The organism is Micromonospora sp. NPDC047644 (genome assembly GCF_040704315.1).
Classification (GTDB): domain Bacteria; phylum Actinomycetota; class Actinomycetes; order Mycobacteriales; family Micromonosporaceae; genus Micromonospora.
In genome coordinates this window covers 14,537-39,434 of sequence record NZ_JBEYSY010000016.1, presented here as the reverse complement: position 1 = coordinate 39,434, position 24,898 = coordinate 14,537, and the positions used below count along the sequence as shown (strand labels likewise).

The 24,898-nt window shown below is 71.9% G+C and carries 23 protein-coding genes; 6 read left to right on the top strand and 17 right to left on the bottom strand.

The features are described from left to right. Positions 1–28 precede the first annotated feature (28 nt). Both nadD and pepN read right to left on the bottom strand, forming a co-directional pair. Entirely contained in the window at positions 29–625 is a 597-nt protein-coding gene (gene nadD, locus AB0877_RS25095) for a nicotinate-nucleotide adenylyltransferase (protein WP_355009302.1), read from the bottom strand. Positions 626–904: 279 nt separating this feature from the next. Then, positions 905–3,421 carry an aminopeptidase N gene (pepN, locus tag AB0877_RS25090; protein WP_366611905.1) on the bottom strand — a complete coding sequence of 839 codons (2,517 nt, stop codon included), beginning with the start codon at positions 3,419–3,421 and terminating at the stop codon, positions 905–907. 69 nt (positions 3,422–3,490) lie between these two features. Between pepN and AB0877_RS25085 the strand changes: the two genes are divergently transcribed. Further along, complete coding sequence (locus tag AB0877_RS25085; RefSeq protein WP_030336536.1) at positions 3,491–3,709, top strand: DUF397 domain-containing protein; 219 nt, start codon at positions 3,491–3,493, stop codon at positions 3,707–3,709. Between the two features lie 120 nt (positions 3,710–3,829). Here AB0877_RS25085 and AB0877_RS25080 read toward each other — a convergent pair whose 3' ends face one another. Next, complete coding sequence (locus tag AB0877_RS25080; protein WP_366611904.1) at positions 3,830–4,231, bottom strand: hypothetical protein; 402 nt, start codon at positions 4,229–4,231, stop codon at positions 3,830–3,832. A 143-nt stretch (positions 4,232–4,374) separates the two neighbouring features. On the opposite strand from AB0877_RS25080, the gene AB0877_RS25075 reads away from it, so the two are divergent. Together AB0877_RS25075 and AB0877_RS25070 are read left to right on the top strand one after the other, a co-directional pair. Continuing rightward, on the top strand, positions 4,375–5,652 hold the full coding sequence (locus tag AB0877_RS25075; protein ID WP_366611902.1) for a cytochrome P450: 1,278 nt from the start codon (positions 4,375–4,377) through the stop codon (positions 5,650–5,652). After that, positions 5,640–6,659, top strand: coding sequence for a glycosyltransferase (locus tag AB0877_RS25070; RefSeq protein WP_366611901.1), 1,020 nt, complete (start codon positions 5,640–5,642; stop codon positions 6,657–6,659). Before AB0877_RS25075 ends, AB0877_RS25070 begins: the two co-directional genes overlap by 13 nt. 129 nt (positions 6,660–6,788) lie before the next feature. On the opposite strand, the gene AB0877_RS25065 is transcribed toward AB0877_RS25070, so the two are convergent. From AB0877_RS25065 to AB0877_RS25055, 3 genes are read right to left on the bottom strand one after another with little or no spacing between them, the layout of a single operon-like run. Next, positions 6,789–7,406, bottom strand: a complete 618-nt coding sequence (locus tag AB0877_RS25065) for a DUF3618 domain-containing protein (protein WP_366611900.1) — start codon at positions 7,404–7,406, stop codon at positions 6,789–6,791. Beyond that, a complete protein-coding gene (locus AB0877_RS25060; protein ID WP_366611898.1) occupies positions 7,403–7,870 on the bottom strand; it encodes a phage holin family protein in 468 nt (155 codons plus the stop codon). The genes AB0877_RS25065 and AB0877_RS25060 overlap by 4 nt, the downstream gene beginning before the upstream one ends. A 31-nt stretch (positions 7,871–7,901) precedes the next feature. Continuing rightward, positions 7,902–8,747, bottom strand: a complete 846-nt coding sequence (locus AB0877_RS25055; RefSeq protein ID WP_366611897.1) for a hypothetical protein — start codon at positions 8,745–8,747, stop codon at positions 7,902–7,904. Positions 8,748–8,963: 216 nt separating this feature from the next. Between AB0877_RS25055 and AB0877_RS25050 the strand changes: the two genes are divergently transcribed. Beyond that, positions 8,964–9,455, top strand: a complete 492-nt coding sequence (locus tag AB0877_RS25050; RefSeq protein WP_366611896.1) for a DUF4383 domain-containing protein — start codon at positions 8,964–8,966, stop codon at positions 9,453–9,455. Positions 9,456–9,520: 65 nt separating this feature from the next. Continuing rightward, entirely contained in the window at positions 9,521–10,180 is a 660-nt protein-coding gene (locus AB0877_RS25045) for a DUF6766 family protein (RefSeq protein ID WP_366611895.1), read from the top strand. A gap of 16 nt (positions 10,181–10,196) precedes the next feature. On the opposite strand, the gene AB0877_RS25040 is transcribed toward AB0877_RS25045, so the two are convergent. The 11 genes from AB0877_RS25040 to AB0877_RS24990 form a co-directional block, all read right to left on the bottom strand. Further along, on the bottom strand, positions 10,197–10,646 hold the full coding sequence (locus tag AB0877_RS25040; RefSeq protein WP_366611894.1) for a GNAT family N-acetyltransferase: 450 nt from the start codon (positions 10,644–10,646) through the stop codon (positions 10,197–10,199). 70 nt (positions 10,647–10,716) lie between these two features. Beyond that, positions 10,717–12,180, bottom strand: coding sequence for a GTPase ObgE (gene obgE, locus AB0877_RS25035; protein ID WP_366611893.1), 1,464 nt, complete (start codon positions 12,178–12,180; stop codon positions 10,717–10,719). Between the two features lie 95 nt (positions 12,181–12,275). Beyond that, complete coding sequence (gene rpmA, locus AB0877_RS25030; RefSeq protein WP_007464062.1) at positions 12,276–12,530, bottom strand: 50S ribosomal protein L27; 255 nt, start codon at positions 12,528–12,530, stop codon at positions 12,276–12,278. 11 nt (positions 12,531–12,541) lie between these two features. After that, positions 12,542–12,856, bottom strand: coding sequence for a 50S ribosomal protein L21 (gene rplU, locus AB0877_RS25025; protein ID WP_007464063.1), 315 nt, complete (start codon positions 12,854–12,856; stop codon positions 12,542–12,544). A 166-nt stretch (positions 12,857–13,022) separates the two neighbouring features. Further along, positions 13,023–13,505 carry a hypothetical protein gene (locus tag AB0877_RS25020; protein WP_366611892.1) on the bottom strand — a complete coding sequence of 161 codons (483 nt, stop codon included), beginning with the start codon at positions 13,503–13,505 and terminating at the stop codon, positions 13,023–13,025. A gap of 115 nt (positions 13,506–13,620) precedes the next feature. Further along, positions 13,621–16,743, bottom strand: coding sequence for an Rne/Rng family ribonuclease (locus AB0877_RS25015; protein WP_366611890.1), 3,123 nt, complete (start codon positions 16,741–16,743; stop codon positions 13,621–13,623). A 131-nt stretch (positions 16,744–16,874) separates the two neighbouring features. Then, positions 16,875–17,687, bottom strand: coding sequence for a TIGR03936 family radical SAM-associated protein (locus tag AB0877_RS25010; protein WP_366611889.1), 813 nt, complete (start codon positions 17,685–17,687; stop codon positions 16,875–16,877). A 158-nt stretch (positions 17,688–17,845) separates the two neighbouring features. Further along, complete coding sequence (mycP, locus tag AB0877_RS25005; protein ID WP_366611887.1) at positions 17,846–19,258, bottom strand: type VII secretion-associated serine protease mycosin; 1,413 nt, start codon at positions 19,256–19,258, stop codon at positions 17,846–17,848. A 10-nt stretch (positions 19,259–19,268) separates the two neighbouring features. After that, positions 19,269–20,774: a hypothetical protein gene (locus tag AB0877_RS25000; protein WP_366611886.1), complete on the bottom strand. Its 1,506-nt coding sequence runs from the start codon at positions 20,772–20,774 to the stop codon at positions 19,269–19,271. Positions 20,775–20,784: 10 nt separating this feature from the next. Beyond that, positions 20,785–21,225 (bottom strand): hypothetical protein, encoded by a 441-nt coding sequence (locus AB0877_RS24995; RefSeq protein ID WP_366611884.1) that lies wholly within the window; start codon positions 21,223–21,225, stop codon positions 20,785–20,787. 261 nt (positions 21,226–21,486) lie between these two features. Continuing rightward, positions 21,487–23,541, bottom strand: coding sequence for a TIGR03960 family B12-binding radical SAM protein (locus AB0877_RS24990; RefSeq protein WP_366611883.1), 2,055 nt, complete (start codon positions 23,539–23,541; stop codon positions 21,487–21,489). A gap of 107 nt (positions 23,542–23,648) precedes the next feature. Here AB0877_RS24990 and AB0877_RS24985 point away from each other — a divergent pair, with 107 nt between their 5' ends. Next, positions 23,649–24,869, top strand: a complete 1,221-nt coding sequence (locus AB0877_RS24985; RefSeq protein ID WP_366611881.1) for a hypothetical protein — start codon at positions 23,649–23,651, stop codon at positions 24,867–24,869. The last annotated feature ends 29 nt before the right edge of the window (positions 24,870–24,898 follow it).

The window sequence follows — 24,898 nt, the reverse complement described above, 5'->3', positions numbered from 1 at the left end:
GCCACGAAACTGGTCATAACGGGCGTGCTCAGCGCTGATAGAGGCTCCGCTTGGCGATGTACTGCACCACACCGTCCGGCACCAGGTACCAGACCGGCTCACCTCGGGCGACCCGGGCGCGGCAGTCGGTCGACGAGATGGACATCGCGGGCACCTGGATCAGGCTGACGGTGTCCGCCGGAAGGTGCTTGTCGCTCAGCGGGAAACCGGGCCGGGTCACGCCGACGAAGTGGGCCAACTCGAAGATCTCATCCAGGTCCTTCCAGGACAGGATGCGTTGCAGGGCGTCCGCGCCGGTGATGAAGAACAACTGCACCTTCGGCCCGTACTCGGCCTGAAGGTCACGCAGCGTGTCGACCGTGTAGGTCGGCCCACTGCGGTCGATGTCGACCCGACTGACCTGGAAGCGGGGGTTGGAGGCGGTCGCGATCACCGTCATCAGGTAGCGGTCCTCGGCCGGGCTGACCGGCTCGTCGGCCTTCTGCCACGGCTGCCCGGTGGGCACGAAGACCACCTCGTCCAGGCCGAACCGGTCCGCCACTTCACTGGCCGCGACGAGGTGCCCGTGGTGGATCGGGTCGAAGGTGCCACCCATGATCCCGATCCGCCGGATATCTTCCTCCACCCGATGATCGTAGGCCGAGGGTCGTGGCCGACCGTCCCGGCCCGCCCTCGCCGTACGTCACCTCACTCCAGCCCACGGTCCAGCGCGCCGCGACCACCCCGCCGCCGCACGGTGATCAGGTCGGCAGCGGGGTGGTGATCAACTCAACTTTCTGGACGTCGGCGCATCCGGGAGGCCCGGACACCGCGAGTTCATGAGAACCGAGTCGATCAAGGAGGCGCCATCCGACGGATCAGACGGCGCGGCAGGCGCGCCGCACGGCAGGCGCGGGCAGAGCGGTCAGGCCGAGGCGGCGGCCACCGCCGTCCGGGCGACCAGCGCGCGACGCAGGTCGTCGTCGGCGTCGGTCACCACCCGGCGCAGGCCGGGCGTCAGGTCGTCGCGGGCCAGCAGCGCCGCGGCCGCCTCCCGGGTGGGCTGCGCCACGGCGTAGCGGGGGAACGCCAGGGCGGCCACCCGGTCGGCCGTCCACGGGGTACGCCGGTGCGCGGCGGCCGGCATCTCCGCGAAGTACCGATCGACGTACGCGGCAGTCAGGTCGACCTGCTCGGGCTGCCAGAACCCCTCGGCTATCGCCTCCAGCAGCCGACCGGACAGGTCGGTGTCCCGCACGATGATCTCCCAGGCGGCCTGCTTCGCCGTTGGGTCGGGCAGGGCTGCCCGGCAGTGGGCGGCCCGTTCCGCGCCCGTGGCGCTGACGTCGGCGGCGGCCTCGATGGCGATCTCCGCCTCGCCGGCGGCCCCCAGCACCACCAGGCGACGCAGCACCGCCCAACGCAACTCCGCGTCGACCTTCAGGCCGGCCGGCACGTCCCGGCCGGCGAGCCAACCGACCAGCAGATCCGCGTCGGTGGTCGCGGCGATCCAACCCCGGGCGGCGGCGAGCTGCAACGACTCCCCGGCCGGCGCGCCGTCGAGCAGCCGCTGGCACGTCCCCGCGACCCTGGCCAGCGCCGCGGAACGGGTCAGCGGGTCGAGGTAGCGGTCGACCAAAGACCGGCTGAGCGTCAGGACGTCCTCCGCGATGATCACCTCGGTCTCGGCGGGCAGCGCCGCGGCCATCAGGTCGACCAGGCCGGTGACCGGCCGTTCGCCGTCGGTTGTCGCGTCGAGTGCCTCGCGCCAGAGGACCGCCCGGGTCAGCGGATCGGTCAGAGCGGGCAGCACCTGCGGGACGACGTCCGCCGACGCCGGGTCGAGGCGCACTTTCGCGAAGGTGAGGTCACCGTCGTTGAGCAGCAACAACCGGGCCGCCGGCTCGCCGGTCAACGCACCGAGCACGGTACGACCCCCGTCGGCGTCGGGGTCGATGTCCACCTCGTCGCGCCGCGCTGCGCCGTCCATCGAGTAGCGCCCCACGCCGACCCGGTGCGGGCGCAGCACCGGGTACGACTCGGGCGCGGTCTGCACCACTGCCACCTCGCGGTAGCGACCGTCCGCGTCCACCTCGACCTCGGCACGCAGCGTGTTGACCTGCGGGCGGCGCAACCACAGCTCGGCCCAGTCGGACAGATCCCGTCCGCTGCTGGCGGAGAGGCTGGCCAGCAGGTCGGCGAGGGTGGCGTTGCCGAAGCGGTGTGCGGCGAAGTGCGCGTTCAGGCCGGCGAGGAAAGCCTCGTCGCCGAGCCACGCGACCAGCTGCCGCAGCACGCTGGCACCCTTGGCGTACGAGATGCCGTCGAAGTTGAGCAGGCCCGCCTCGGCATCGACGACCTCCGGCGGGGCGATCGGGTGGGTGGAGGGCCGCTGGTCGGCGGCGTAGCCCCAGGCCTTGCGCCGCATGGCGAAGGTCGTCCAGGCCTGGTCGAAGCGGGTCGCCTCGGCGGTGACCCGGGTGCCGAGGTACTCGGCGAAGGACTCGTTCAGCCACAGGTCGTCCCACCAGCGCATGGTGACCAGGTCACCGAACCACATGTGCGCCATCTCGTGGGCGATGGTGGTGGCCCGCTGCTCGCGCTCGGTGTCGGTGACCGCCGAACGGAACACATAGTCGTCGCGGAAGGTGACGATGCCCGGATTCTCCATCGCCCCCGCGTTGAACTCGGGCACGAACGCCTGGTCGTACTTGCCGAACGGGTAGCGCTCGGTGAAGAGCTGGTGGAACCGGTCCAGGCACTGCCGGGTGACGGTGAAGATCTCGTCGGCGTCGGCGTCCAGGTGCTCGGCGAGCGACCGGCGGCAGTAGATGCCCAGCGGCACGCCGTCGTGCTCGGCCCGCCGGACGTGGTACGGCCCGGCGATCAGCGAGAAGAAGTAGGTCGCCAGAGGCGCGCTCGGGGCGAACTCCCAACGCCCGGGGGCCGGGTTGGCGGCCAGCTCGGCGTTGCCCGTGACGATCCACTGCGACGGCGCGCTGACCGAGAGGGTGATCGGGGCCTTGAGGTCGGGCTGGTCGAAGGCGGCGAAGATGCGCTGCGCGTTGTCGAGGAAGGACGTGGCGTAGAGGTACGTCTCGCCGTCGGCCGGGTCGACGAAACGGTGCATCCCCTCCCCCGTCTTCGAGTACGCCATCTCGGCCTCGACGACGAGCGTGTTCTCCTCGGCCAGCCCGTCGAGCGGCAGCCGGTTGTCGGTGAGCAGGCCGGGGTCCAGGTCACGGTCGTTGAGGCGTACACCGTGCAGTGTGACGGGCCTGACCTCGACGAAGGTCGCGGCGCCGGGGGTGGCCCGGAACCGGATCTCGACGCGGGAGCGGAACAGGTCGCCGCCAGCGGTCAGGTCGAGGTCCACCTGATAGGACTCGACAGTAATCGCCGCGCCACGCGCGGTCGCCTCTACACGGGTCAGGCTCGGCATCCGCTTATCCTGCCCGATGGGGATCGGCACCCGGTCACCACACGACCCTCGGCACTGGAGGAAAGAACCATGGCGCAGCACCCCAAGGGCGACTTCGACCTCTCTCGGGCGGTCTGGCAGCGGGCCGAAGGGGACACCTCCGACAGCGCCGTCGAGGTCGCCTTCGTCGACGACCTGATCGGGATGCGCAACTCGGCCGAGCCGGACGGGCCGGTGCTGGTCTTCACCCAGGCCGAATGGGACGCCTTCGTGGCCGGCGCGCAGGACGGCGAGTTCGACCTGGACTGACCGTGCCCGCCGACCAGTCGGTGGCGGATCGCCGTGCCGGTGCCCGTGATCGGGACACCGGCACGGCCGCGCTGGCGGGCCGGCCGGCGCACCTCTGAGTCGGCCACCCGGGGCCGGTGCTCAACCATCACCGGGGCCGTCGCCGTCGCCCCAACCGAGGCCACCCGGGCCCGGGGCATGGTGGAACCCGGGATGGTCGGCGACGTCGACGCAACGCTCTCCGTCCGGGCCGACCGATCCGCAGAACAGCCGCTCGGCGCGCTGCCAGGCGTCCGCCGGTGACAGGGCCGCCGCACCGAGCGCCACCTCCGAGCGCAGCAGGCTCAACGCCTCCGCGTACGCCACCGCCAGCTCGCGCGCCTCGGCCGGGCCGGGCGCGGTGAAGCCCAGGTGCACCGTGAAGAACCGATGCGGACGGGTGGGCCGCCGAGGCGGCCCGATCAGGGACCGCCCGTCGCGGCCCCCGCCCAGTGCACCGGCCACCCGCCGCTGCCGCCAGTGCGGCGCTCTGTTGTCGCGCATCCGCCCTCCCCGTGCTCGTTGCACCAGCAAACCAGGTTCCGCCGCCCCTGGGAGGGGCCAGCCGAGCGGGGTTCAGCGGCGACGACGGGGGTAAGCGCAGCCGCGAGCGCGACCACCCGCGAGCGCGCGCGTGAGGAGACCCGATGGCGACCATGCCGGCCGACCGCAGCCCGGACAGCACCCTCGCACTGCGCCGCGCCGGCTACCGGTTCATCGGCGAGCGCTGCGAACGGTACGGCAGCGACGTCTTCACGACCCGGATCCTGCTCGCCCCGACCATCTGCCTGCGCGGCCGGCCCGCGGCGGAGCTGTTCTACGACAACGACCGCTTCCAGCGCGCCACCGCGATGCCGCTGCGCGTGCAGCGGACCCTGACCGGGAGGGGCGGGGTGCAGGGGCTGGACGGGCCGGAGCACGTCGACCGCAAGGCCATGTTCATGTCGATCATGACGCCGGCGGCGATTCAGCGGCTCGGTCAGCTCTTCGACGACGAGTGGCGGGCCCGGGTCGCCGCCTGGGAGCATGCCGGTCCGGTGTCGCTCTACGACGAGCTGGGTCGGCTGCTGACCCGGGTGGTCTGCGCCTGGGCCGGGGTGCCGCTGCCCGCGTCACAGGTCGAGCGCCGCGCCGTCGAGCTGCACGCCATGATCGAGGCCCCCGCCGTGCTGGGACCCCGACACTGGCGGGGACGGATCGCCCGGTACCGCGCCGAACGCTGGCTCGCCGACCTCATCGAACAGACCCGGGTCGGTTTCGCCCCGGCGCCGACCGGCAGCGCCCTGGCCGTGATCGCCGAACACCGCGACGGGCGCGGCGACCTCCTGCCCCGGCGGATCGCGGCGGTGGAGTTGCTCAACGTCCTGCGCCCGGTGGTCGCCATCGACCAGTACATCACCTTCGCCGCGCTCGCCCTGCACGACCATCCGGCCTGGCGGGAACGGGTCCGCGACGACGACGAGTCCACCGAGCACTTCGTCCAGGAGGTACGCCGTTACTACCCGTTCTTCCCGATGGCGGCCGCCCGGGTCCGGCGGTCCTTCGACTGGCAGGGCCACCACTTCCCGAAGGGTCGGCGGGTGCTGCTCGACCTCTACGGCACCAACCACCACCCGACGCTCTGGCCACAACCGGAGCTGTTCCGTCCGGAGCGGTTCGCCGGCCGCCGGGTGGACCCGTACGAGCTGATCCCGCAGGGCGGCGGCGACCACTGGGCCGGGCACCGCTGTGCCGGCGAGTGGATCACCATCGACCTGATGAAGCGGGCGGTCACCAACCTGACCACCACCATGCGCTACGACGTGCCGGTCCAGAACCTGGCCCTGGATCTGCACCGGATGCCCGCGCTGCCGCCTCTCGGGCTGACCCTCACCAACGTCCGCCACTCCTCCCGGACGGACGATGATCGTGCGTGGTCGAGGTGACCGGGCGGACCGAAGCGACCCGCCTACCGATGTCGTACGTGCTGCCGCTGCGCTGGCACACCGACACCGGGCTGACCGAGCTGACCGACTACCTGCGCTGGCTGGGTGACCGGGTGGAGGTGCTCGTGGTCGACGGCTCACCTCCGCCTCTCTTCGCCCGGCACGCCGAGGCGTGGCGGGGGCTGGTCCGGCACCTTCCACCAGATCCGGCTGAGCGTGGGCTCAACGGCAAGGTGCTGGGCGTACACACCGGTGTCCGCGCGGCCGGCCATCAGCACGTGGTGATCGCCGACGACGACGTCCGGTACGACGAGTCGGCGCTGACCGCGGTACACCGTCTGCTCGACAAGGCCGACCTGGTACGACCGCAGAACTACTTCGACCCGCTGCCCTGGCACGCCTGGTGGGACACCGGCCGGAGCCTGCTCAACCGGGCGCTCGGGGCGGACTACCCGGGCACCCTCGCCGTGCGGCGCGGCACCTTCCTCGCCATGGGCGGGTACGACCCGGACGTGCTCTTCGAGAACCTGGAGCTGATCCGCACGGTGCGCGGGTACGGCGGCACCGAGGCGACTCCGGCCTGGCTGTACGTCCGCCGGCTGCCTCCCGACGCCGCGCATTTCCGTGGTCAACGGGTGCGCCAGGCGTACGACGATCTGGCTCAGCCGGCTCGCCTGCTGATCGCGCTCGCGGTGCTGCCGGCCGTGGCGGTCGCGTCGCGCCGCCCCCGGCTGTTGCTCGGCGCGGTGGCCGGTGTCGTCGCCCTGGCCGAGGTGGGCCGCCGCCGCGCGGGCGGCACCCGGGTGTTCCCGCCGGCCACGGCGCTGGCGGCCCCACTCTGGCTGCTGGAACGCGGTGTGTGCGGCTGGCTGGCGGTCACCCGACGCCTCCTGCTGGGCGGCGTCCGCTACGGCGACACCCGGATCCGCCGAGCCGCCAACCCCGCCCCGCGCACCCCACAGCTCCCCGCGATCTTGCACTTCCGGTGGGGACATTACCGCCGGTAGGCACACAGAACCCCAGCCGAAACTGCAAGATCGGCGCGGACCCCGACGCGCACGATCGGCACGGACCTCGACGCGACAGCTCGCGGGCACCCGAGGATGACCGCGAGCTGTCGTGCCTGTCGGGGTGTTTCAGGGAGTGGCGTGGTCCTTGACCTGGTGGGCGGCGGACTTCGTGTCGTCCTTGACCGCGTGCACGGCGTCCTGAGCCGTGGACTTCACCGACTCGGCGGCCTGCTGGGCCGGCTCGCGCAGCTCGCTGGCCACCTCGCTCAGCTTCTCCTTCACCGCCCCGCTGTGCTCGCCGACCTTGGCCTTCACCTGGGCGGCGGCCTCCTGCTCACGGCGGGAGGCCGGGATCAGCGACGAGGCCAGCCAGCCGACCCCGAACGCGATCAGGCCGGCGGCGAGAGGGTTGCCCTGGGACTTCTGCCGGATCACCCGCGGCGCGCTGTGCGCGGCGTCGCTGACGGTGGTCGCCGCCGAGTGCGCGGCGTCGCTGACGCTGGAGGCCGCCGACGAGGCGCGGTCACCCACCGAGTGGGCGGCGTGGCCGGTGCCGTGGCCGAGGTCAGACGCGGTTCCCATGACCTTGTCCCTCACATTCTGCAGAGCGGAACGAGCCCGCTGCTTGCGGTCGTCGACGATGCGGCTCGGGCTGACCTTGTACGCCAGCGCGTCCACGTCGGAGCTGAGGCTGTTACGGGTGGCTTCGATCTCCCGGCGGATCTGATCGGGGTCGGTGCTCATCGGGTGACTCCCTCCGGGTGCGGCTTGAGCGCGTCGGGGATCCGCTGCACGCTGTCGTTCGTCTGCTTGAGCCCGCGTACGTGCTGGGCGTTCTTCTTGGCCATCGAGTAGAGGACGGCGGCGACCACGGCCCAGATCACGGCCACGATCAGCGCGGCCAGGCCCGAGTCCATGACGTTGTCCAGGAACTGCCAGATGGCGATGGACACGAACAGGGCCACCATGTAGCCACCGAAGCCGGCACCGCCGAAGAGGCCCGCGGCCTTGCCGGCCTTCTTGCCCTCCTGCCGGATCTCGGCCTTGGCCAGCTCGACCTCCTGACGCATCAGCGTCGACAGGTCGGTGGTGACCTGACGCATCAGGTCACCCAGCGAGCTGTTCTTCACCTCCGACGCGGTGTGCGGAGCACCCGCGTCGGGGTGGTAACCGGAGTCCAGTCCGGACCCCTGCGTCGGCATGCTCATGCCGTCGCCTCCCTTCGGATGACTCGGCGGCTCACGGGCGGGGGCTGCCGCTGGACGGCACGCCCGGCAGCGGGTCGGTCTGGGTCACCGGCGGCAGCGGCTGGCCGGTGCCGGAGTGCTCCGGGTGGTCGCCACGAGTGGGCTCGGCGTAGTCACCGGGCGCCGGGTCGGCGTAGGTACCGGGCGTCTGGTCGGCGTAGCCACCGGACGTCGGCGGGGTGTGCGTACCGGGGGTCGGGTCGAGGTAGCCGCCCGGCGGGACGGCGTCCGGGACCGCGCGGGGCGCGGGCGGCGGCGTCGGGATCACCGCGGTCTGCTCCGGGTCGTACGCCCCGGCGCCCCGGAAGGTCGAGGAACCGTTGCCGGAGTCGTCGCCGGCGGCCGAGATGCCACGGGTCAGCCGGCCGGCCAGCACACCGAGCACCGCCGCGCCGACCAGGAAGGTGCCCGGGTTACGCCGCGCGTAGTCGCGTACCTCGGTGATCAGGTCGCCGGGCTGACGCTCCTCGAGCCAGCCGGCGACACCGTGCACCCGGTCGGCGGCTTGGCGGGCGAGCTCGCTCACCGGGCCGGCCTGGCCACCCTGCTCGGCCATCGAGCGCATCTCGTCGGCCAGCGAACGCAACCCGCCGGCAGCCCGGCGCTGCTGCTCACCGGTCTGGCTGGCCAGCTGACTGCGGGCCTCGCCGTACAGGTTGCGGGCCTGCCGGGCCGCCTCGCGGCCGACCTCGGCGCCCTGCTCCTTGGCGGTCTGGGCGACCGCGCCACCAGCCTGCGCAGCCTCCGACCCGACCTGGCGCGCCTGGTCGCGGACGCCACCGCCGTTGGTCGACTGCTGCCCGTACGTGGAAGACGTAGGTGAAAGATCGTAAGTCATGATGTCCCTTCCGCTCAGAAAGTCGTCGCGGTTGTGCTGGGGGGATGCGGCGCGTTGCCGTCGCCGCTGACCATTGACCTACCCTGCGTTTTGGCTTCCATACCTCTTCGTGCATTTATCTGCGCGGCCCCCTGGTTGGTCTTCAAAATGGAGGATCGTCGGGCTGCGTCACGTCGCCGCTGCGGACAGTGAGGCAGATCCACGAAGGGGGCAGCGATGGCACGAGACGCACGAGGCGGCCGAGCGGCCGGTCCCCGACCCCGGGTCCAGCTGGCCGCGCTGGTGGTGGCCGGGGTCTTCCTGCTGATCGGCGTCCTCGGCTTCATCCCCGGCATCACCACCGACTACGGCGAGCTGCGGTTCGGCGGGCACCACTCCGACGCCCACCTGCTCGGGCTGTTCCAGGTGTCGATCCTGCACAACGTGGTGCACCTGCTCTTCGGGCTGGTCGGCCTGGCGCTGGCCCGCAGCGTCGCCGGTGCCCGCGTCTTCCTGGCCGCCGGTGGCGCGGTCTACCTCGCCCTCTGGCTGTACGGCCTGGCGATCGAGGCGATCAACCCGGAGGGCGGGGCGAACATCCTGCCGGTCAACGACGCCGACAACTGGCTGCACCTGGCGCTCGGCTTCGGGATGCTCGCGCTCGGGCTGCTGCTGTCCAACCAGGCCGGCACCGGCGGACGCCTGGACAACCCCGCCAACCGGCACTGAGCTGGACCTTCGGGGTTTCCGAGTCACGCCCGTCGGGGTAAGCGGCAGGCGGAGGAGGTGGCGTCATGCCCCGTTGGCTGCGTGACAACGCCCTGGCCGTCGCCATGTTCGGGGCGTTCCTGGTTTTCCTGGTGTTGCAGAGCGTCTTCGGCTGGCAGACCCACAACGAGGAATTGACTGAGTTCGGGGCCGCGCCGCTGAGCTGGCCGTCGTACCTGAACAGTGGGCACTTCGTCGAGGCGGTCTTCGAGAACTGGGAGTCCGAGTTCCTCCAGATGGGCGGGTACGTGCTGCTCACCGCGTACCTGGTGCAGCGGGGCTCGGCCGAGTCGAAACCGGTGGACCAGACCGACCGGCCCGAGGACGACGAGCGCCGGGCGACCCCGCGGTCACCCTGGCCGGTACGCGTCGGCGGCCTGCCGCTGGTGGTCTACCGCAACAGCCTCTCCCTCGCCCTGCTACTGATCTTCGCCGGCTCGTTCGTCGGGCACCTGCTCGGTGGCACCGCCGCGTACAACCAGGAGCAGGCGCTCCAGAGCGGGGCGCCACCGATCGGGGTGTGGGAGTTCCTGGGCACCAGCGACTTCTGGTTCCAGTCCATGCAGAACTGGCAGAGCGAGTTTCTCGCGGTCGGCGCGCTGATCCTGCTGAGCATCGTGCTGCGCCAGCACGCCTCACCGGAGTCGAAGCCGGTCACCGTCGAGCACGCCAGCACCGGCGCCTGAGACGTCGACGCGGCCGTCAGGCCGCGACCGGCAACCGCTTGGCGAAACAGACGCTGTACGGGTTGCCCACGTACTCGCCGTACACCGGGATCTGCTGGTAGCCGCACGCGGTGTACAGGGCGATCGCGGCCGGCAGGTAGGTGCCGGTCTCCAGGCAGACCACCGACTGCCCCTGCCGGAACGCGCACTCCTCCAGCGCGGCCAGCAACTGGCGACCGATCCCCCGCCCCCGGTACGCGGGCCGGACGTACATCCGCTTGACCTCGCCGGTCTCGGCGTCGAGCGCCTGGAGCCCACCGCAGGCGACCGCCCGACCGTTCAGCACCACCGCCAGGTAGTGGACGTCGTCGTGGGGGACGAAGACCTGCCCGTCCAACCCACCATCGGCCTCGCGCAGCTCACGCTGCTGCGCGACGACCATGGCGGCGATCTCCGGATCGGTGGCAGGCCGGGACTCGATCAGCATCACCCCACGCTAGGACGCGTGGATTTCGGGGAGGTTTCCGGAAATCAACCCCACCACGGAGCGCAACGAACTACTCGGCGTCGCTCTCGTCGATGTCGTCGTCGGAGAGGTCCGCGCCCACCTCGTCCTCCGGGCGCACCCGGCGAGCCTTCCGGGCGGCGAGCCGATCCGCGGCGGAGGCCCGGTTCGACTTCTCCTCCAGGCGGACGTCGGTGCCCCGGTTACCGGGCACGAACTCCACGCCGGCGAAGAGCGTCGGCTGCCAGTCGAACTCGCGCGCGCCGATCCGCACCAGGTCACCGGGCTGCGCGCCGGCCTTGGCCAGCTTGTCCTCCACCCCGAGCCGGGCCAGCCGGTCAGCCAGGTAGCCGACCGCCTCGTCGTTGTCGAAGTTGGTCTGCTTGACCCAGCGCTCCGGCCGCACACCGCGCACAGTGAACGAGCCGTCCGCCTCGGCCGTGATGGTGAAACCGTCGTCGTCCACGGCGATCGGGCGGATGACGATCCGGGTCGGCTCGGCCGGCGGAGCGGCCTTACGCTCCGCGTCGACCAGCTCGGCCATCGCGTAGGTCAACTCCTTGAGCCCTTCCCGGGTGGCCGCGGAGACCTCGAACACCTGGTAACCGCGCTCCTCCAGGTCGGGGCGCACGATCTCGGCGAGGTCGCGGCCGTCCGGCACGTCGACCTTGTTGACGGCGACCAGCCGGGGGCGGTCGGCCAGGCCGCCGTACTGGCTCAGCTCCGCCTCGATGGCGTCGATGTCGGCCACCGGGTCGCGGCCGGGCTCCAGGGTCGCCGAGTCGATGACGTGCACCAGTACCGCGCAGCGCTCGATGTGCCGCAGGAACTCCAGGCCCAGGCCCTTACCGGTGGCCGCGCCGGGGATCAGGCCCGGCACGTCCGCGACGGTGAAGGTGTGGTTGTCCATCCGGACCACGCCGAGGTTGGGCACCAGGGTGGTGAACGGGTAGTCGGCGATCTTCGGCTTCGCGGCGGAGATCACCGAGATCAGCGACGACTTGCCGGCGGACGGGAAGCCCACCAGGCCCACATCGGCGACGCTCTTCAGCTCCAGCACGATGTCCAGTTGGTCGCCGGGCTCCCCCAGCTCGGCGAAGCCGGGCGCCTTGCGCTTGGCGTTGGCCAGCGAGGCGTTGCCCCGCCCGCCGCGCCCACCACGGGCGACCTCGAAGGTGGTGCCGGCACCGACCATGTCGGCCAGCACCGTGCCGTCGGGGGCCTGCACCACTGTGCCGTTGGGCACCTTGAGCACCAGGTTGCGGCCGTTGGCCCCGTCCCGGTTCGAGCCGGCGCCGCCCTTGCCGTTGTCGGCCTTGACGTGCGGGTGGAAGTGGAAGTCGAGCAGCGTGGTCACCTGCGGGTCGACCACCAGGGACACACTGCCCCCGTGCCCACCGTTGCCGCCGTCCGGTCCACCGAAGGGCTTGAACTTCTCGCGGTGGATCGAGACACAACCGTGCCCGCCATCGCCGGCCTGCAGATGCAGCACGACCCGGTCAACGAACGTTGCCACGGCGTCAATCCTTCCAGCGAGGTCCAACCCCGCACTTCGGAAAAGGCTAAGCGGGCCGGGACCCGGAGGTCCGCGGCCCGCTTGAGCGAAGAGAACTACTGCTGCGGAACGATGCTGACGGTCTTGCGACCGCGCTTCGTGCCGAACAGGACCGCACCGGCGGACAGCGCGAACAGCGTGTCGTCGCCACCACGGCCGACCAGGTCACCGGGGTGGAACTTGGTGCCACGCTGCCGGATGATGATCTCACCGGCGCTGACGACCTGACCACCGAAGCGCTTCACGCCGAGTCGCTGGGCCGCGGAGTCACGACCGTTACGCGAGCTGGACGCACCCTTTTTGTGAGCCATTGGAGGACGACCTACTTCCCGCTGGAGATGCCGGTCACCTTGACCTGGGTCAACGGCTGACGGTGACCCTGGCGCTTGTGGTAGCCAGTCTTGTTCTTGAACTTGTGGATCCGGATCTTCGGGCCCTTGGTGTGCGCGGCGATTTCGCCGGACACCGCGACCTCGGCAAGCTTCGCCGCGTCGGTCACCAGGTCGTCACCGTCGACGAGGAGCACCGCGGTGAGCTTCACCGCGTCACCGGGGGCACCGGTGAGCTTCTCGACCTCGATCACGTCGCCCTCGGCGACCTTGTACTGCTTGCCGCCGGTCTTGACGATCGCGTACATCGGAGGCGGACTCCCTGTCGTTGAGGCTGCTGGCGGTCGTTCCCGCAGCGGCTCGCCGGGTAGCAGTGCACGGCGGCGCGGGCACACGGGAACTCGGCACACCAAAGGTGGGCCGCAGGCAAGAGTACGCCATCGCTGGCCCGGACCCCAAACCGGCCCGCCCTGCTCAGCGCGCGCAGAGCTGGTCGAGGCGCTGCTGGAGCCGGTCGAGTTCGGTCTCGTCGATCGACTCGACGTCGGCACCGAGCGCGGAAACCTCGGTGCCGAGGTCGGTGAGCAGCGTCTTGAGCTGCGGATCGTCGGTCCGCTCCGACTGCTCCCGCAGGACGGTCCGCCAGCCCGCCAGCGCTCCCTCGGCCCGACCCCGGGCAGCCTCGGCCGTACGGCTGTCCCCGGCACCCACCGCCGCCAGCATCCGACCCAGCTCAGCCACGTACGTCCGAGCGGCAGTGGTGCTGGCCTCCTGCGCCGCGGCGCACACCTGGGTGGCGTTGCCGCCCGCCACGCCACCGCTGGCCGGCATGCCGGTCTGGCCCCCTGGGGTGCCGGCGACCACCGAGCCGGCGTCCTCGGCGGTCGTACCGGTGGCGCAGCCGGCCGCGACGGAGAGCATGGTGAGCAGCGCGGTGACCGCGAGCAGACGGCGCATCTTCTTCTCCTGACCGGGACAGCCGACCGAGGACGGGGTGGCCACAACGGCGAGGTCCCTCCCCCGTCACTTTGCCGGGAGAGGGACCTCGTCAAACATGTGGCCGGTCAGGCGCTCAGGGGCGGGTCCGCCGACGGGCGCCACCGCGACGCGAGCGGCGACGACCGCCACCGCCCTCGGCGCTCTCCTCGTCGCCCTCGGCGTCGGCGAGCGCGTCCGGGTCGTCCGCCGCGGCCAACCGAGCCGACTCACCCTGCTGAGCATCGGAGATCGCCGGCGCGGCGGCGGTGTCCGACTCGTAGCGGGACAGGTCGTAGCCCATGGTGTCCTGGTAGTCGGCGTCCGGCTCGGGCGTGGAGTCGGCGTCGACGACCTCGACAGCGGTCCGCTCGGCGGCGGCCGGGGCGTTCTTGCGGGCCCGGCGGCGGGACGAGGGGGCACTCTGCTCGGCCGCCGGAGCGGGAGTCACCGCTGAGGCGACCGCCTTGACCTTCTCCCCCGCGCCGGCGGCGCGAGGCTTCTCCGGCACCGGCTCGGTGTGGATGATGACGCCCCGGCCCTTGCAGCACTCGCAGGTCTCGCTGAACGCCTCCAGCAGGCCCGCGCCGATCCGCTTACGGGTCATCTGCACCAGGCCGAGCGACGTGATCTCGGTGACCTGGTGCTTGGTGCGGTCCCGGCCCAGGCACTCGGTGAGTCGGCGCAGCACCAGCTCACGGTTCGACTCCAGCACCATGTCGATGAAGTCGATCACCACGATGCCGCCGATGTCCCGCAGCCGGAGCTGACGGACGATCTCCTCCGCCGCCTCCAGGTTGTTACGGGTGACGGTCTCCTCCAGGTTGCCCCCGGAGCCGGTGTACTTGCCGGTGTTGACGTCGACGACAGTCATCGCCTCGGTACGGTCGATCACCAGCGAGCCGCCGGAGGGCAGGAAGACCTTGCGGTCCAGGCCCTTGATGATCTGCTCGTCGATCCGGTACTCGGCGAAGACGTCGCTCGTGCCGACGTGCCGACGCACCCGGTCGACCAGGTCCGGGGAGACGTGCGACAGGTACGACTCGACCATGTCGTACGACTGCTCGCCCTCGATCACCAGCTCGCGGAAGTCCTCGTTGAACAGGTCCCGGACCACCCGGATGACCAGGTCGGGCTCCCCGTAGAGCAGCACCGGAGCGCCACCCTCGGCGGCCTTGGCCTGGATGTCCTCCCACTGCGCCTGGAGCCGCTTGACGTCGCGGGCCAACTCGTCCTCGGTGGCGCCCTCGGCGGCCGTCCGGACGATCACGCCCGCGCCGTCCGGGACCAGCTTCTTGAGCACGTCCCGCAGCCGCTTGCGCTCGTTGTCCGGCAGCTTGCGGCTGATCCCGGAGGCGTTGCCGTTGGGCACGTAGACCAGGTGCCGGCCGGAGAGCGCGATGTGACTGGTCAGCCGTGCGCCCTTGTGCCCGATCGGGTCCTTGGTGACCTGGACCAGCACCGAGTCGCCGGAGCGCAGCGCCTGCTCGATCGAGCGGGCCCGCCCCTCCAACCCGGAGGTGTCCCAGTTGACCTCGCCGGCGTACAGCACGGCGTTGCGGCCCCGACCGACGTCGACGAACGCGGCCTCCATGCTCGGCAGCACGTTCTGCACCTTGCCCAGGTACACGTTGCCGGCCATCGTCCCGGAGGAATTGCGGGTGACGTAGTGCTCGACCAGCACGCCGTCCTCCAGGACGGCGATCTGGGTGCGGTCACCGCGCTGGCGGACCGCCATCACCCGGTCGACGGCCTCCCGGCGCGCCAGGAACTCCGATTCGCTGAGGATCGGCGGGCGGGTACGGCGCTGCTCCCGACCGTCCCGGCGGCGCTGGCGCTTGGCCTCCAGCCGGGTCGAGCCGGACACGCCCTGCACCTCGTCGACGGTCCGGCGCGGCTCGCGGATCTTGACCACGGTCGGCACGCCGTCGTCCGCCGCACCCTCGGTGTCACCGGCGCCACGACGGCGGCGGCGGCGACGACGACGGGTCAGACCGTCCCCGCCCTCGGTCTCCTCGTCCTCGTCGCCCTCGGCTTCGGCCTCGGCGGTCTCTTCCTCGTCGGCCTGCGCCGCCTCCTCGGACTCCTCGTCCTCGGCGTCGTCGGCGCCGCCCTTGCCCCGGCCCCGGCCCCGGCGACCACGACGGCGGCGGCGGCGCGCGGCGGCGCTGTCCTCGTCGTCCTCATCCGCCTCGGCGGCCTCGTCGGCCTCCTCGGTCGGCTCCTCTTCGGCCTCGACGGCCTCGATCGGCTCCACCGGCTCGGCCTCGCGGCGACCACGCCGACGGCGGCGCGACGGCTCGGTGGCTTCCTCGACGGCCGGCTCCTCGGTCACCGCCGCGGGCTCCGCCGGTCGGGTCACCGGCACGGCGTCCGGCTGGGGCGCCATGAACAGCACGGTGGGCGCGGAGAGCGCGGCGCGCCGACGACGGGTACGCGGCTGCTCCGGCTCGATCTCGACAGGCTCGTTCGGCTCATCCGTCACACCGGAGACGGCCACACCCGGTGGCACCTCGCCGGAGCGCTCCTGGGCACCGCTGCTCCAGGCCAGCTCGGCGGCGGACGTGCTCGGCAGCGCCGGGGAGTCGTTCAACTCGGCCTCGGCCTCGCGCAGGTCGGACTCCGCCGGTTCCCCGGCGACGACCGGCTCCTCGACGACCGGCTCGTCGGCCGCGACCGGCTGCTCGACGGCGGGCGGCTGCTCGACGGCGGCCGGCTCTTCGACGGCCGTCGGCGTGGCCTTCTTGCGCCGGGTACGGGTCACCTTGACCGGCGGCACCACCTCGGCCGAGGCCGCCTCCGCGGCGGCGGCGACCAGCGGCTCATCGGCGGTCGTCTCGACGGGGGTGGCCTTACGGCGACGCCGGGGGGTCTTCGGTGCGACGTCCAGGTCACCGGAGATCGGAGCGAAGACCTCCGCCTGTGGCGACTCGACGTTGCCGGCGCCACCGGTGGGCGCCTCGATCGGGGCGTCGGTCTGCTCCGGCTGGTTGAGCGGGGCGGCCCGACGACGGGTCGCGCGGGTGCGTCGCACCGGCGCGGCGGGTTCGGCGGCCTCAGCAGGAGCGCTCTCCGCGCCGGTCGGTTCCACCGAGGCCGAACCGACGGCCGTGGTGGGGGTCTCGACGGCGCCGCCGTCGGCCGTGGTGCTCTGGTCGGCGCTTGCACCGGCCGGCTGTGAACCGGCCCGTTCGCCGCCCTCGGGCTCGTTCTCGAGCATGGACGTTCTCCAGTTCTGGCTAGCCCGGGCGCGGGTGAGCGCTGCCACGCAGGGTCGCCGCAAAAGTGTTTCCGCCGGGCGCGCGTGGTGCGCGACCGCCGAAGTCTGCCTGCCAGAACACCGACCGTCGGTCAGTGCCCAACGATGGCTGCCCCGTCGCGGTCCGCATCCAACGGATCCACGATCGCACCCTGCGCGGTCAACGTGCCCTGAGCCAGCCGTGTCACCCTCGGCGAAACCGGCGGCTCCAGGTCGGCCACCACGCGGAGGCCGGAAAGGACGTCATCGGGCCGTACGGACGGGGTGACCTGCCGCACGACCAGTTCGAGTATCGCACACGGTACGGCCGGCACCCCGGAAGGCGTCGGCGTCGGCAGTTGGACATCGATCGATATCACGGCGGCTCGGGCGTCGAAAGTACGTCGACCCTGCTTGGTCATCCGCTCGACCAGCACCTCCTCGGCCGCGACGAAGGCGTCCACCGCGTCGCGCAGCACCGCCGTGTCGACCTCGGGCAACTCGATGTGCCAGTGCGACGCCTCGATCCGGTCCGGCAGGTTGCCCCCTTCGGCGATCACGGCGTCCAGGACGTCCAGCCCCGGTGAGAGCGCGGCGTCCAACGCGGCGCGCAACGCCTCCGGGTCGACCGCCGCCTGAAGGGCGATTTCCAGGTATTCGGCCTCGCTCGCCACCCCGGTCGGGGCGGCGCTGGCGTAGGAGATCTTCGGGTGCGGGTGGAAACCCTGAGAGAAGGCGACCGGCACAGCCGCCCGGCGTAGCGCGCGCTCGAACGCCCGGGCGAAGTCCCGGTGCGAGGTGAATCGCAGCGGCCCGCGCTTGGCGTACCGGATGCGGACGCGCTGGACGACCGGTGCCTGGCCGCCCTCGGGTTGAGGCTTTCTGGCGATCGTGGGCTCCTCGGGTGTACCTGCGTGTCCACCCATCCTGGCGCAGGGCTCGTGACGGTACGCAGCCGGGGCGGCCGCAACCGTCCTGACGGACGGGCACGAACCGGTCGCCACGGCCGAGACCACCCGCCGCGAAAGCCGATGGCCGGCCGGCGACGCGGAGGTCACCAGCCGGCCACCGTGAGCGCAACCGGTTACCGCTCCGACGGCGGCGGGGGGGGCGACCCGCCCGGCGGCGGACCGTAGCCGGAGGGCGGGGGCGGGGTGTAGCCCGAGGGAGGGGCGTAGCCGGATGGCGGCGCATACCCGGCAGGAGGGGCGTGACCGGGTGGGGGCGGGTAGCCGGGCGGTGGGGCGTAACCCGCGTCAGGTGGGGGGTACGCGCCCTGCGCCACCCGGTCGAGCACCTCGTCCGGGATGTCGGCGGCCCGGGCCGCCTCCCGCCGGTACCGACGACGGTTCCAGATGAGGAAGACCACCAGGCCCAGCAGCAACACCAGCACCACGGCGATGCCGATGCCGACCACCATGACCTGCTGGTCGGTGGGGCCACCACGATCGCCGTGCTGGGTGACGTCGAACTCCTCGTCCGCACCCTCGGCCCGATCCGGGCCCGGGTCGGTCGCCGCGACGGCCGGGTCGAGCAGCGGATTGGCGGTGACCGGTGGCACGTTCGCGGTCAGCGCCCGCGTCGGGTCGATCACCCCGAAGCCGTACTGCGGGTCCCGCCCGGACGGACCGGCGTCCCGCGCGGTCCGGATGATTCGGTTGATCACATTGGGTGCGCTGAGGTCCGGGTATTTCGACCGGATCAACGCGGCGAGACCGGAGACGATCGCGCTGGAGTCGGAGGTCCCGTCGCCCCAGCCGTAGCCTCCCTCGTTGGCGACGTTGTAGATCCCGTCGCCCGGAGCGGCGACCACCGCCTCCGGCCCCTGCACCGAACCGGGCCAGAACGCGCCGCCCCTGGTCGTCCCGGTCACCGCGATCACGCCCGGGGTGTTGGCCGGGCTGCCCACGGCGGTGCTGCCGCGGGCGGTGTTGCCCGCGGAGGCGACCACGACGACGTCACGGTCCAACGCGTACTTGATTGCGCTCTCTTCCACGGGGTTGACGAGACCCGCGCCACCGATGGAAATGTTGATCACCTTGGCGCCGCCGTCGACGGCCATCCGAATGCCCCGAGCCATCCCGGCGCTCTTGTAGACCCCGTCCTCCTTGCGCATCTTGATGGGAAGGATCTTCACACCGGGGGCGATCCCAGTCACACCGTCACTGCTGGCCTTGGCCGCGATGATGCCGGCCATGTGCGTGCCGTGCCCATCCTCGTCGACCCGACCATCTCCGGAGGCACCGTAGCTGCGGCCACCGGCGAGCACCTGACCGCGCAGGTCCGGATGATCGGCCTCGACACCACTGTCGATCACGGCCACGACCACGCCCCGCCCGGTCGAGATCTTGTGCGCCTGGTCGATCCGGAGCTCGTCCAGATACCACTGCTCGGCCCGCCGGGGTGCGGCGGCCGCGGGTTGCGCGGCTCCCACCACCAGGAACGCCGCCAGCAGAGAGGCGACCACCGGCCGGAGGCCCCCGACGTTCACCCTCATCCGTCCATCCTCATCGAAGGACACCCGGGGACGCCCCGTCACCAGGGCCCCACGGATCGTCATCCTCAGTCAACCACGACGAGTGCTCGGAGCCGGTGCCGCCACCCTGGCCCATGCCGCCCGCGCCGCCCATCATTCCGCCGCCCATCACTCCGGCACCTCCGACGCCGGCACCACGCGCGCCGCCGCCCACCCCGGCGCCACCGGCCATCCCGGGGCCGCCAGCGGCCTGAGCCGTGCGCAACGCGTTCGCCGCGCTCGTCATCGGCGGAATCTTTCCGTTGCCGCCACCCACCATGCCGGGGATGCCGCCCACGCCGATCCCCGCACCGCCGCCCAGGCCACCGCCGGCACCGCCGCCGATCCCGCCGGCCGAGCCGACCCCGGCACCGCCTCCGAAACCACCGCCGGCGCCACCGAGACCGGCGCTGCCGACCCCGCCGCCGCCGATGCCGCCGCCCAGGCCGCCGACCCCGCCCGGGGTGGCGCCGGCCAGACCGCTGCTGTAGCCGGCGTCGTCGTCCGCGTAGCCCGGCAAGCTGGAACCCGTCGACGGGGGTGTGAACTGACCCGTGCCGCCGGTGGGCGAGCCCTCGCCGAGCCCTCCGGGCTTGGTCGGGGAGAACGGGTCGAGTGTGGACGTCGGACCGCCCGTGTCACCGATGCCCGGCGGCCTGCTGCCGATCGTGGGGCCGCCACCACCGATGTCGGGCTTCCCGCCGATCTCGCCACTGCTGATGTCGGGCCGCCCCGACGGGGGGACCCGAGGGTCGCGGCGCAGGTCATCCTCCTCGATTCGGCCATCCGGCCTGTTCACGGTGAGCTTCGGGCGCTCGGTGTAGACCGCCAGGGGCAGCGGAGCCATCGCGCTGTTCGCCGCGTTCTGGTTGTCCCGGTACCAGTTGTCCAGGTGGGCTCCGGTGTCCCACCAGCCACCCCGCTTCTGGTCACCGGCCTGACCGTCGACCTTCATCGTCGCTTCCAGGTCGTCGGCCTTGTCACGGAACGCGCCGTCGGCGTACGAGCCGGGGTTGCTCTGGTAGTCCTTGCGCAGCGCGGCGAGGAAGCCGGACGAACTCTCGCCGTCGCGGGCATCGTCGAGCTCGGTGCCGTTGGGCAGGCTCCACTCGTTGAAGCCGAAGTCGTCCATCAGCGGGATCGGGATCGTGGCGACCGTCTTGCGGATGTCGCCCTCGATCCGCGTCAACGCGCCGCTGACGTTGGTCGCGTTGGTGATCAGTTCCTCGATCTGCTGGCCGATCTTGCCGAGGTGCTCGCGGTACGCGTCACCACCCCCGCCCTTCCAACCGGCGAGCATCCCGGGCAGGCCGCCGACGTGCGGGCGTTCCTGGCCGGTCGCGATCGGGCCGACGAACGAGCGACCGACGAGCGCGTCCCGCAGTTGTTGCAGGCCGTTGGAGAGGTTGCTCCAGCCCGCCCCGACCGATCCGACGGTTTCCGGGTCGGCGGAGAGCGTCACCTCACGGACGCACCGCTCCCAGGTTCCTCCAGCCATGACGTCCCCCTCAGGCCGTGTACGGGTAGGTGGGTGCGCCGCTGGCGGTGGGCGGTGGCGCCGCCGACTCCAGCAGCCGCTCGATCTCCTTGCCGTTGGCGCCGTTGCGCGCCTCGGTGTCGCGGAACGCCTTGGCGATCTCCTCGGTGCCCTCCTTGAGCGCGGCGAGCTTCGCAGAGAGCGTGGTGAGGTGCGCTTCCATGTTCGCCGTCGACGCCTCCAGGGCCCGCCACTGCATGCGGGCATCCTCGTAGGCGCCGAAGGGAGTGCCGTTCGGGACGGTCTGGGCGTTGTTGCTGTCGCCCTTCATCCGCTCCTTGATGCGTTCCATCTCGTACTTGATGGTGTCGTCGATGTACTGCCTGAGCCGCTCGACGTATGTGGCGGCGGCGTCCAGGTCCTCGACGCTGACCTGCAGGTCGCCGATGCTCGGCGGCGGGATGCTCCCCATGCGATTCCTCCCCCGTCCCCGACCCGCCGGGTCGGTCCATGTCAGACGCAGCGTATCGAGTCTCACCCAGTCGAGGCAGCCCCAGCCACCGGCACGTGGTACAGATGACGGCCGATCTCGCGCAGGGTCCGGCGCGGGCCACCGGGTGGGCCGACCCCGAACAACGCCAACGGGCCCGCGAGACGCGGACCCGTTGGGCGACATGTCGGATGTGGAGGGTGGCGGGTCACCGCCAACCGGCGCTACCTCACCGCAGCGCGGTCAGGGGTGCGAGTGCGAGTGGCCCGACGGGACCTTCATGCCGTTGCCGCCCAGCGGGGTGAGCGGCAGCAGCTTCTTGCCCGTGGGGCCGATCTGGATCTCGGTGTCCATCGATGGGCAGACGCCGCAGTCGAAGCAGGGCGTCCACCGGCAGTCGTCCTGCTCGAACTCGCTGAACGCGTCCTGCCAGTCCTGCCAGAGCCAGTCCTTGTCGAGGCCCGAGTCGAGGTGGTCCCAGGGCAGGACCTCCAGCTCGTCGCGCTGACGGGTGGTGTACCAGTCGAGGTCCACCCCGAACGCGGGCAGCGTCTCGGCCGCAGCCTGCACCCAGCGCTGGTACGAGAAGTGCTCGCTCCACCCGTCGAACCGGCCGCCGTTCTCCCAGACCTTGCGGATGACCGACCCGACCCGGCGGTCACCCCGGGAGAGCAGCCCCTCGATGAGCGACGGCTCGCCGTCGTGGTAGCGGTAGCCGATGGCCCGGCCCAGCGAGCGGTCCGCGTTGATGGCCTGCTTGAGGATCTTGAGCCGGTGGTCGATGACCTCCGGACGGTCCATCGCGGCCCACTGGAACGGGGTGTGCGGCTTCGGCACGAACCCGCCGATGGAGACCGTGCAGCGGATGTCCTTGGAGCCGGTCGCGGCCCGGCCGGCCCTGATCACCTCGTGGGCCATCTCGGCGATCTCGAGGACGTCCTCGTCGGTCTCGGTGGGCAGGCCGCACATGAAGTAGAGCTTCACCTGCCGCCACCCGTTGGTGTACGCCGTGACGACCGTACGGATCAGGTCTTCCTTCGACACCATCTTGTTGATGACCTTGCGGATCCGCTCCGACCCGCCCTCCGGGGCGAAGGTCAGGCCGGTACGCCGCCCGTTGCGGGACAGCTCCTGCGCGAGGTCGATGTTGAAGGCGTCCACCCGGGTCGAGGGCAGCGACAGCGAGACGTTCGTGCCCTCGTACTGCTGGGCGAGGCCCGAGCACATGTCGCCGATCTCGGAGTGGTCCGCCGAGGAGAGCGACAGCAGGCCGACCTCGGAGAAGCCGGAGAACTCCAGGCCCTCGCGGACCATCTGCGCGACAGTGGTGATCGACCGCTCCCGCACCGGACGGGTGATCATCCCGGCCTGGCAGAACCGGCAACCCCGGGTGCAGCCCCGGAAGATCTCCACCGCGTACCGCTCGTGCACCGTCTCGGCCAGCGGCACGAGGGGCTTCTTCGGGTACGGCCAGGCGTCCAGGTCCATCGTCGTGCGCTTGTGCACCCGGAACGGCACGTCCGCCCGGTTCGGCACGACCCGCTGGATCCGGCCGTCCGGCAGGTAGTCGACGTCGTAGAAGCGCGGCACGTAGACGCTCTCGGTGCGCGCCAGCCGCAGCAGCAACTCGTCGCGACCGCCCGGCGAGCCCTCCGCCTTCCACTCCCGGACGATCGCGGTGATCTCCAGGACCGCCTCCTCGCCGTCGCCGAGCACCGCGGCGTCGATGAAGTCGGCGATCGGCTCCGGGTTGAACGCGGCGTGCCCGCCGGCCACGATCACCGGGTCGGCGTCGGTGCGGTCGGCGGCCAGCAGCGGGATGCCGGCCAGGTCGATCGCGGTGAGCATGTTCGTGTAGCCCAGCTCGGTGGAGAAGGAGATGCCGAACACGTCGAACCCGCGCACCGACCGGTGCGCGTCGACGGTGAACTGCGGCACGCCGTGCGCGCGCATCAGCGTCTCCAGGTCCGGCCAGACCGCGTACGTCCGCTCGGCGAGGGTGTCGGGCAGCTCGTTGAGCACCTCGTAGAGGATCTGCACGCCCTGGTTGGGCAGGCCCACCTCGTAGGCGTCGGGATACATCAGCGCCCACCGCACGGTCGCCGCGTCCCAGTCCTTCGTCACCGCACCCAACTCGCCCCCGACGTACTGGATGGGCTTGGAGATCTGGGGCAGCAGCGGCTCGAGCTGGGGCCAGACCGACGGCTCCGAGCCGGCGCGCGGCGTCGGACGGGCCGGGCTGGAGTCGTCGCGAGAGTCGGTCGCGGCCGCGTGCGGGGTCGTGGACGGGGCACTCATGATGCCCAAGGGTACGCGTTCGTCCGCCGCCGATCGCGCGCACGCCCGATCGGCGGGGGTGGCGGCGCGGTACTAACCTCGGTTCGGCGCGAGAGGAGATTGCCGCGATGCCGGAGACCCAGCCGGGAGCACGGCCGGCCGACGGGAGCACCCCGGGCGCGGAGCCGGAGCGGGACCGGACGGTCGCCGACGAGGCGACCTCCCCACCCGTACCCCCGGAGCAGCCGGAACCCTCGGATCAGCCGGAACCCTCGGAACCCGCGGACCCGCCAGAACCCCCGGACCAGCCGGAGCCCGCCCCGACCGCGGAGGTCCCGGCGCCCAGGTGGAGTGGTTCGGCCCCGGTTCCACCCCCGCTGCCCCGCCGACCGGCCTGGGGCGAGTCGGCCGAGCCGACCCCTCCCCCGCCGGTGGCCGTCGGGCCGCCGGAGGACCAGACCCCGGTCGACCCGTGGGCCGGCGTGGACACCGGCGGCTGGGACCTGCCCTCCGCCGAACTGCCCCCGCTGCCGCCGACGATGTCCTATCCGACGCCGCCGGACACCCGGCAGTGGTCCGGGCCGCCCGCTCCCCTGGCCGGGTCGCACCCGGCGCCGACGCCGGCCACCCCGAGCGCACCCCGGGCCGTCGGACCCGTGGCGCCGGCCCGGCCGATGTCGCCACCCGCGCCGCCGAAGGTGCCGAAGCAGCGCCGGGGTCGGCGATCCACCACGCCACCGCCATCGCCGCCGCCGGGGTGGCAGGCCCCCAAGGGGTACGTGCCGGCACCGGTCCGCCGACGACGCCGCTGGCCGTGGCTGCTGCTGCTCAGCCTGGCCTGCTGTTGTGGCTGCCCCGCCTACTACGGGTTCCCGATCTCGGCCCAGTACCCGGCGCGCGCGGCCCTGCCCGTCCAGGTGGACGACCTCAGCCTGCGGCAGGACAGCCGCAGCACCGAGGCGGCCCAGCAGCTGGAGAGCGAGGTACGCAAGGAGAACTGGCTGGCCGAGGAGACGTTCGCCGGCGTCTACGCCACGACGAGCGGCAAGCGGGTAACGGTCTTCGGCGGCACCGGCTTCCGGCTGACTCCGGAGTCGGACGCGGAGGCCGAGATCAGCCGGCTCACCGATCGGTACGCGTTGGGTGCCCCGGAGAGCGTGGACACCGGCGTACGGGGCCGGCACGAGCGGTGCGCGGTGGGTAGCGCCGACGGCAGTGCCGTGGTCGTCTGCACGTCGGTCGACCACGGCAGCATCGCCACCGGTGTGTTCACCCGGCTCTCCGTCGCCGACAGTGCCGACCTGTTGGGCACCCTGCGCGCCCAGATCGTCCAACCCGAGCGAGGCTGACGCCGCACCCTGGCCGACCGGGGTGCGGG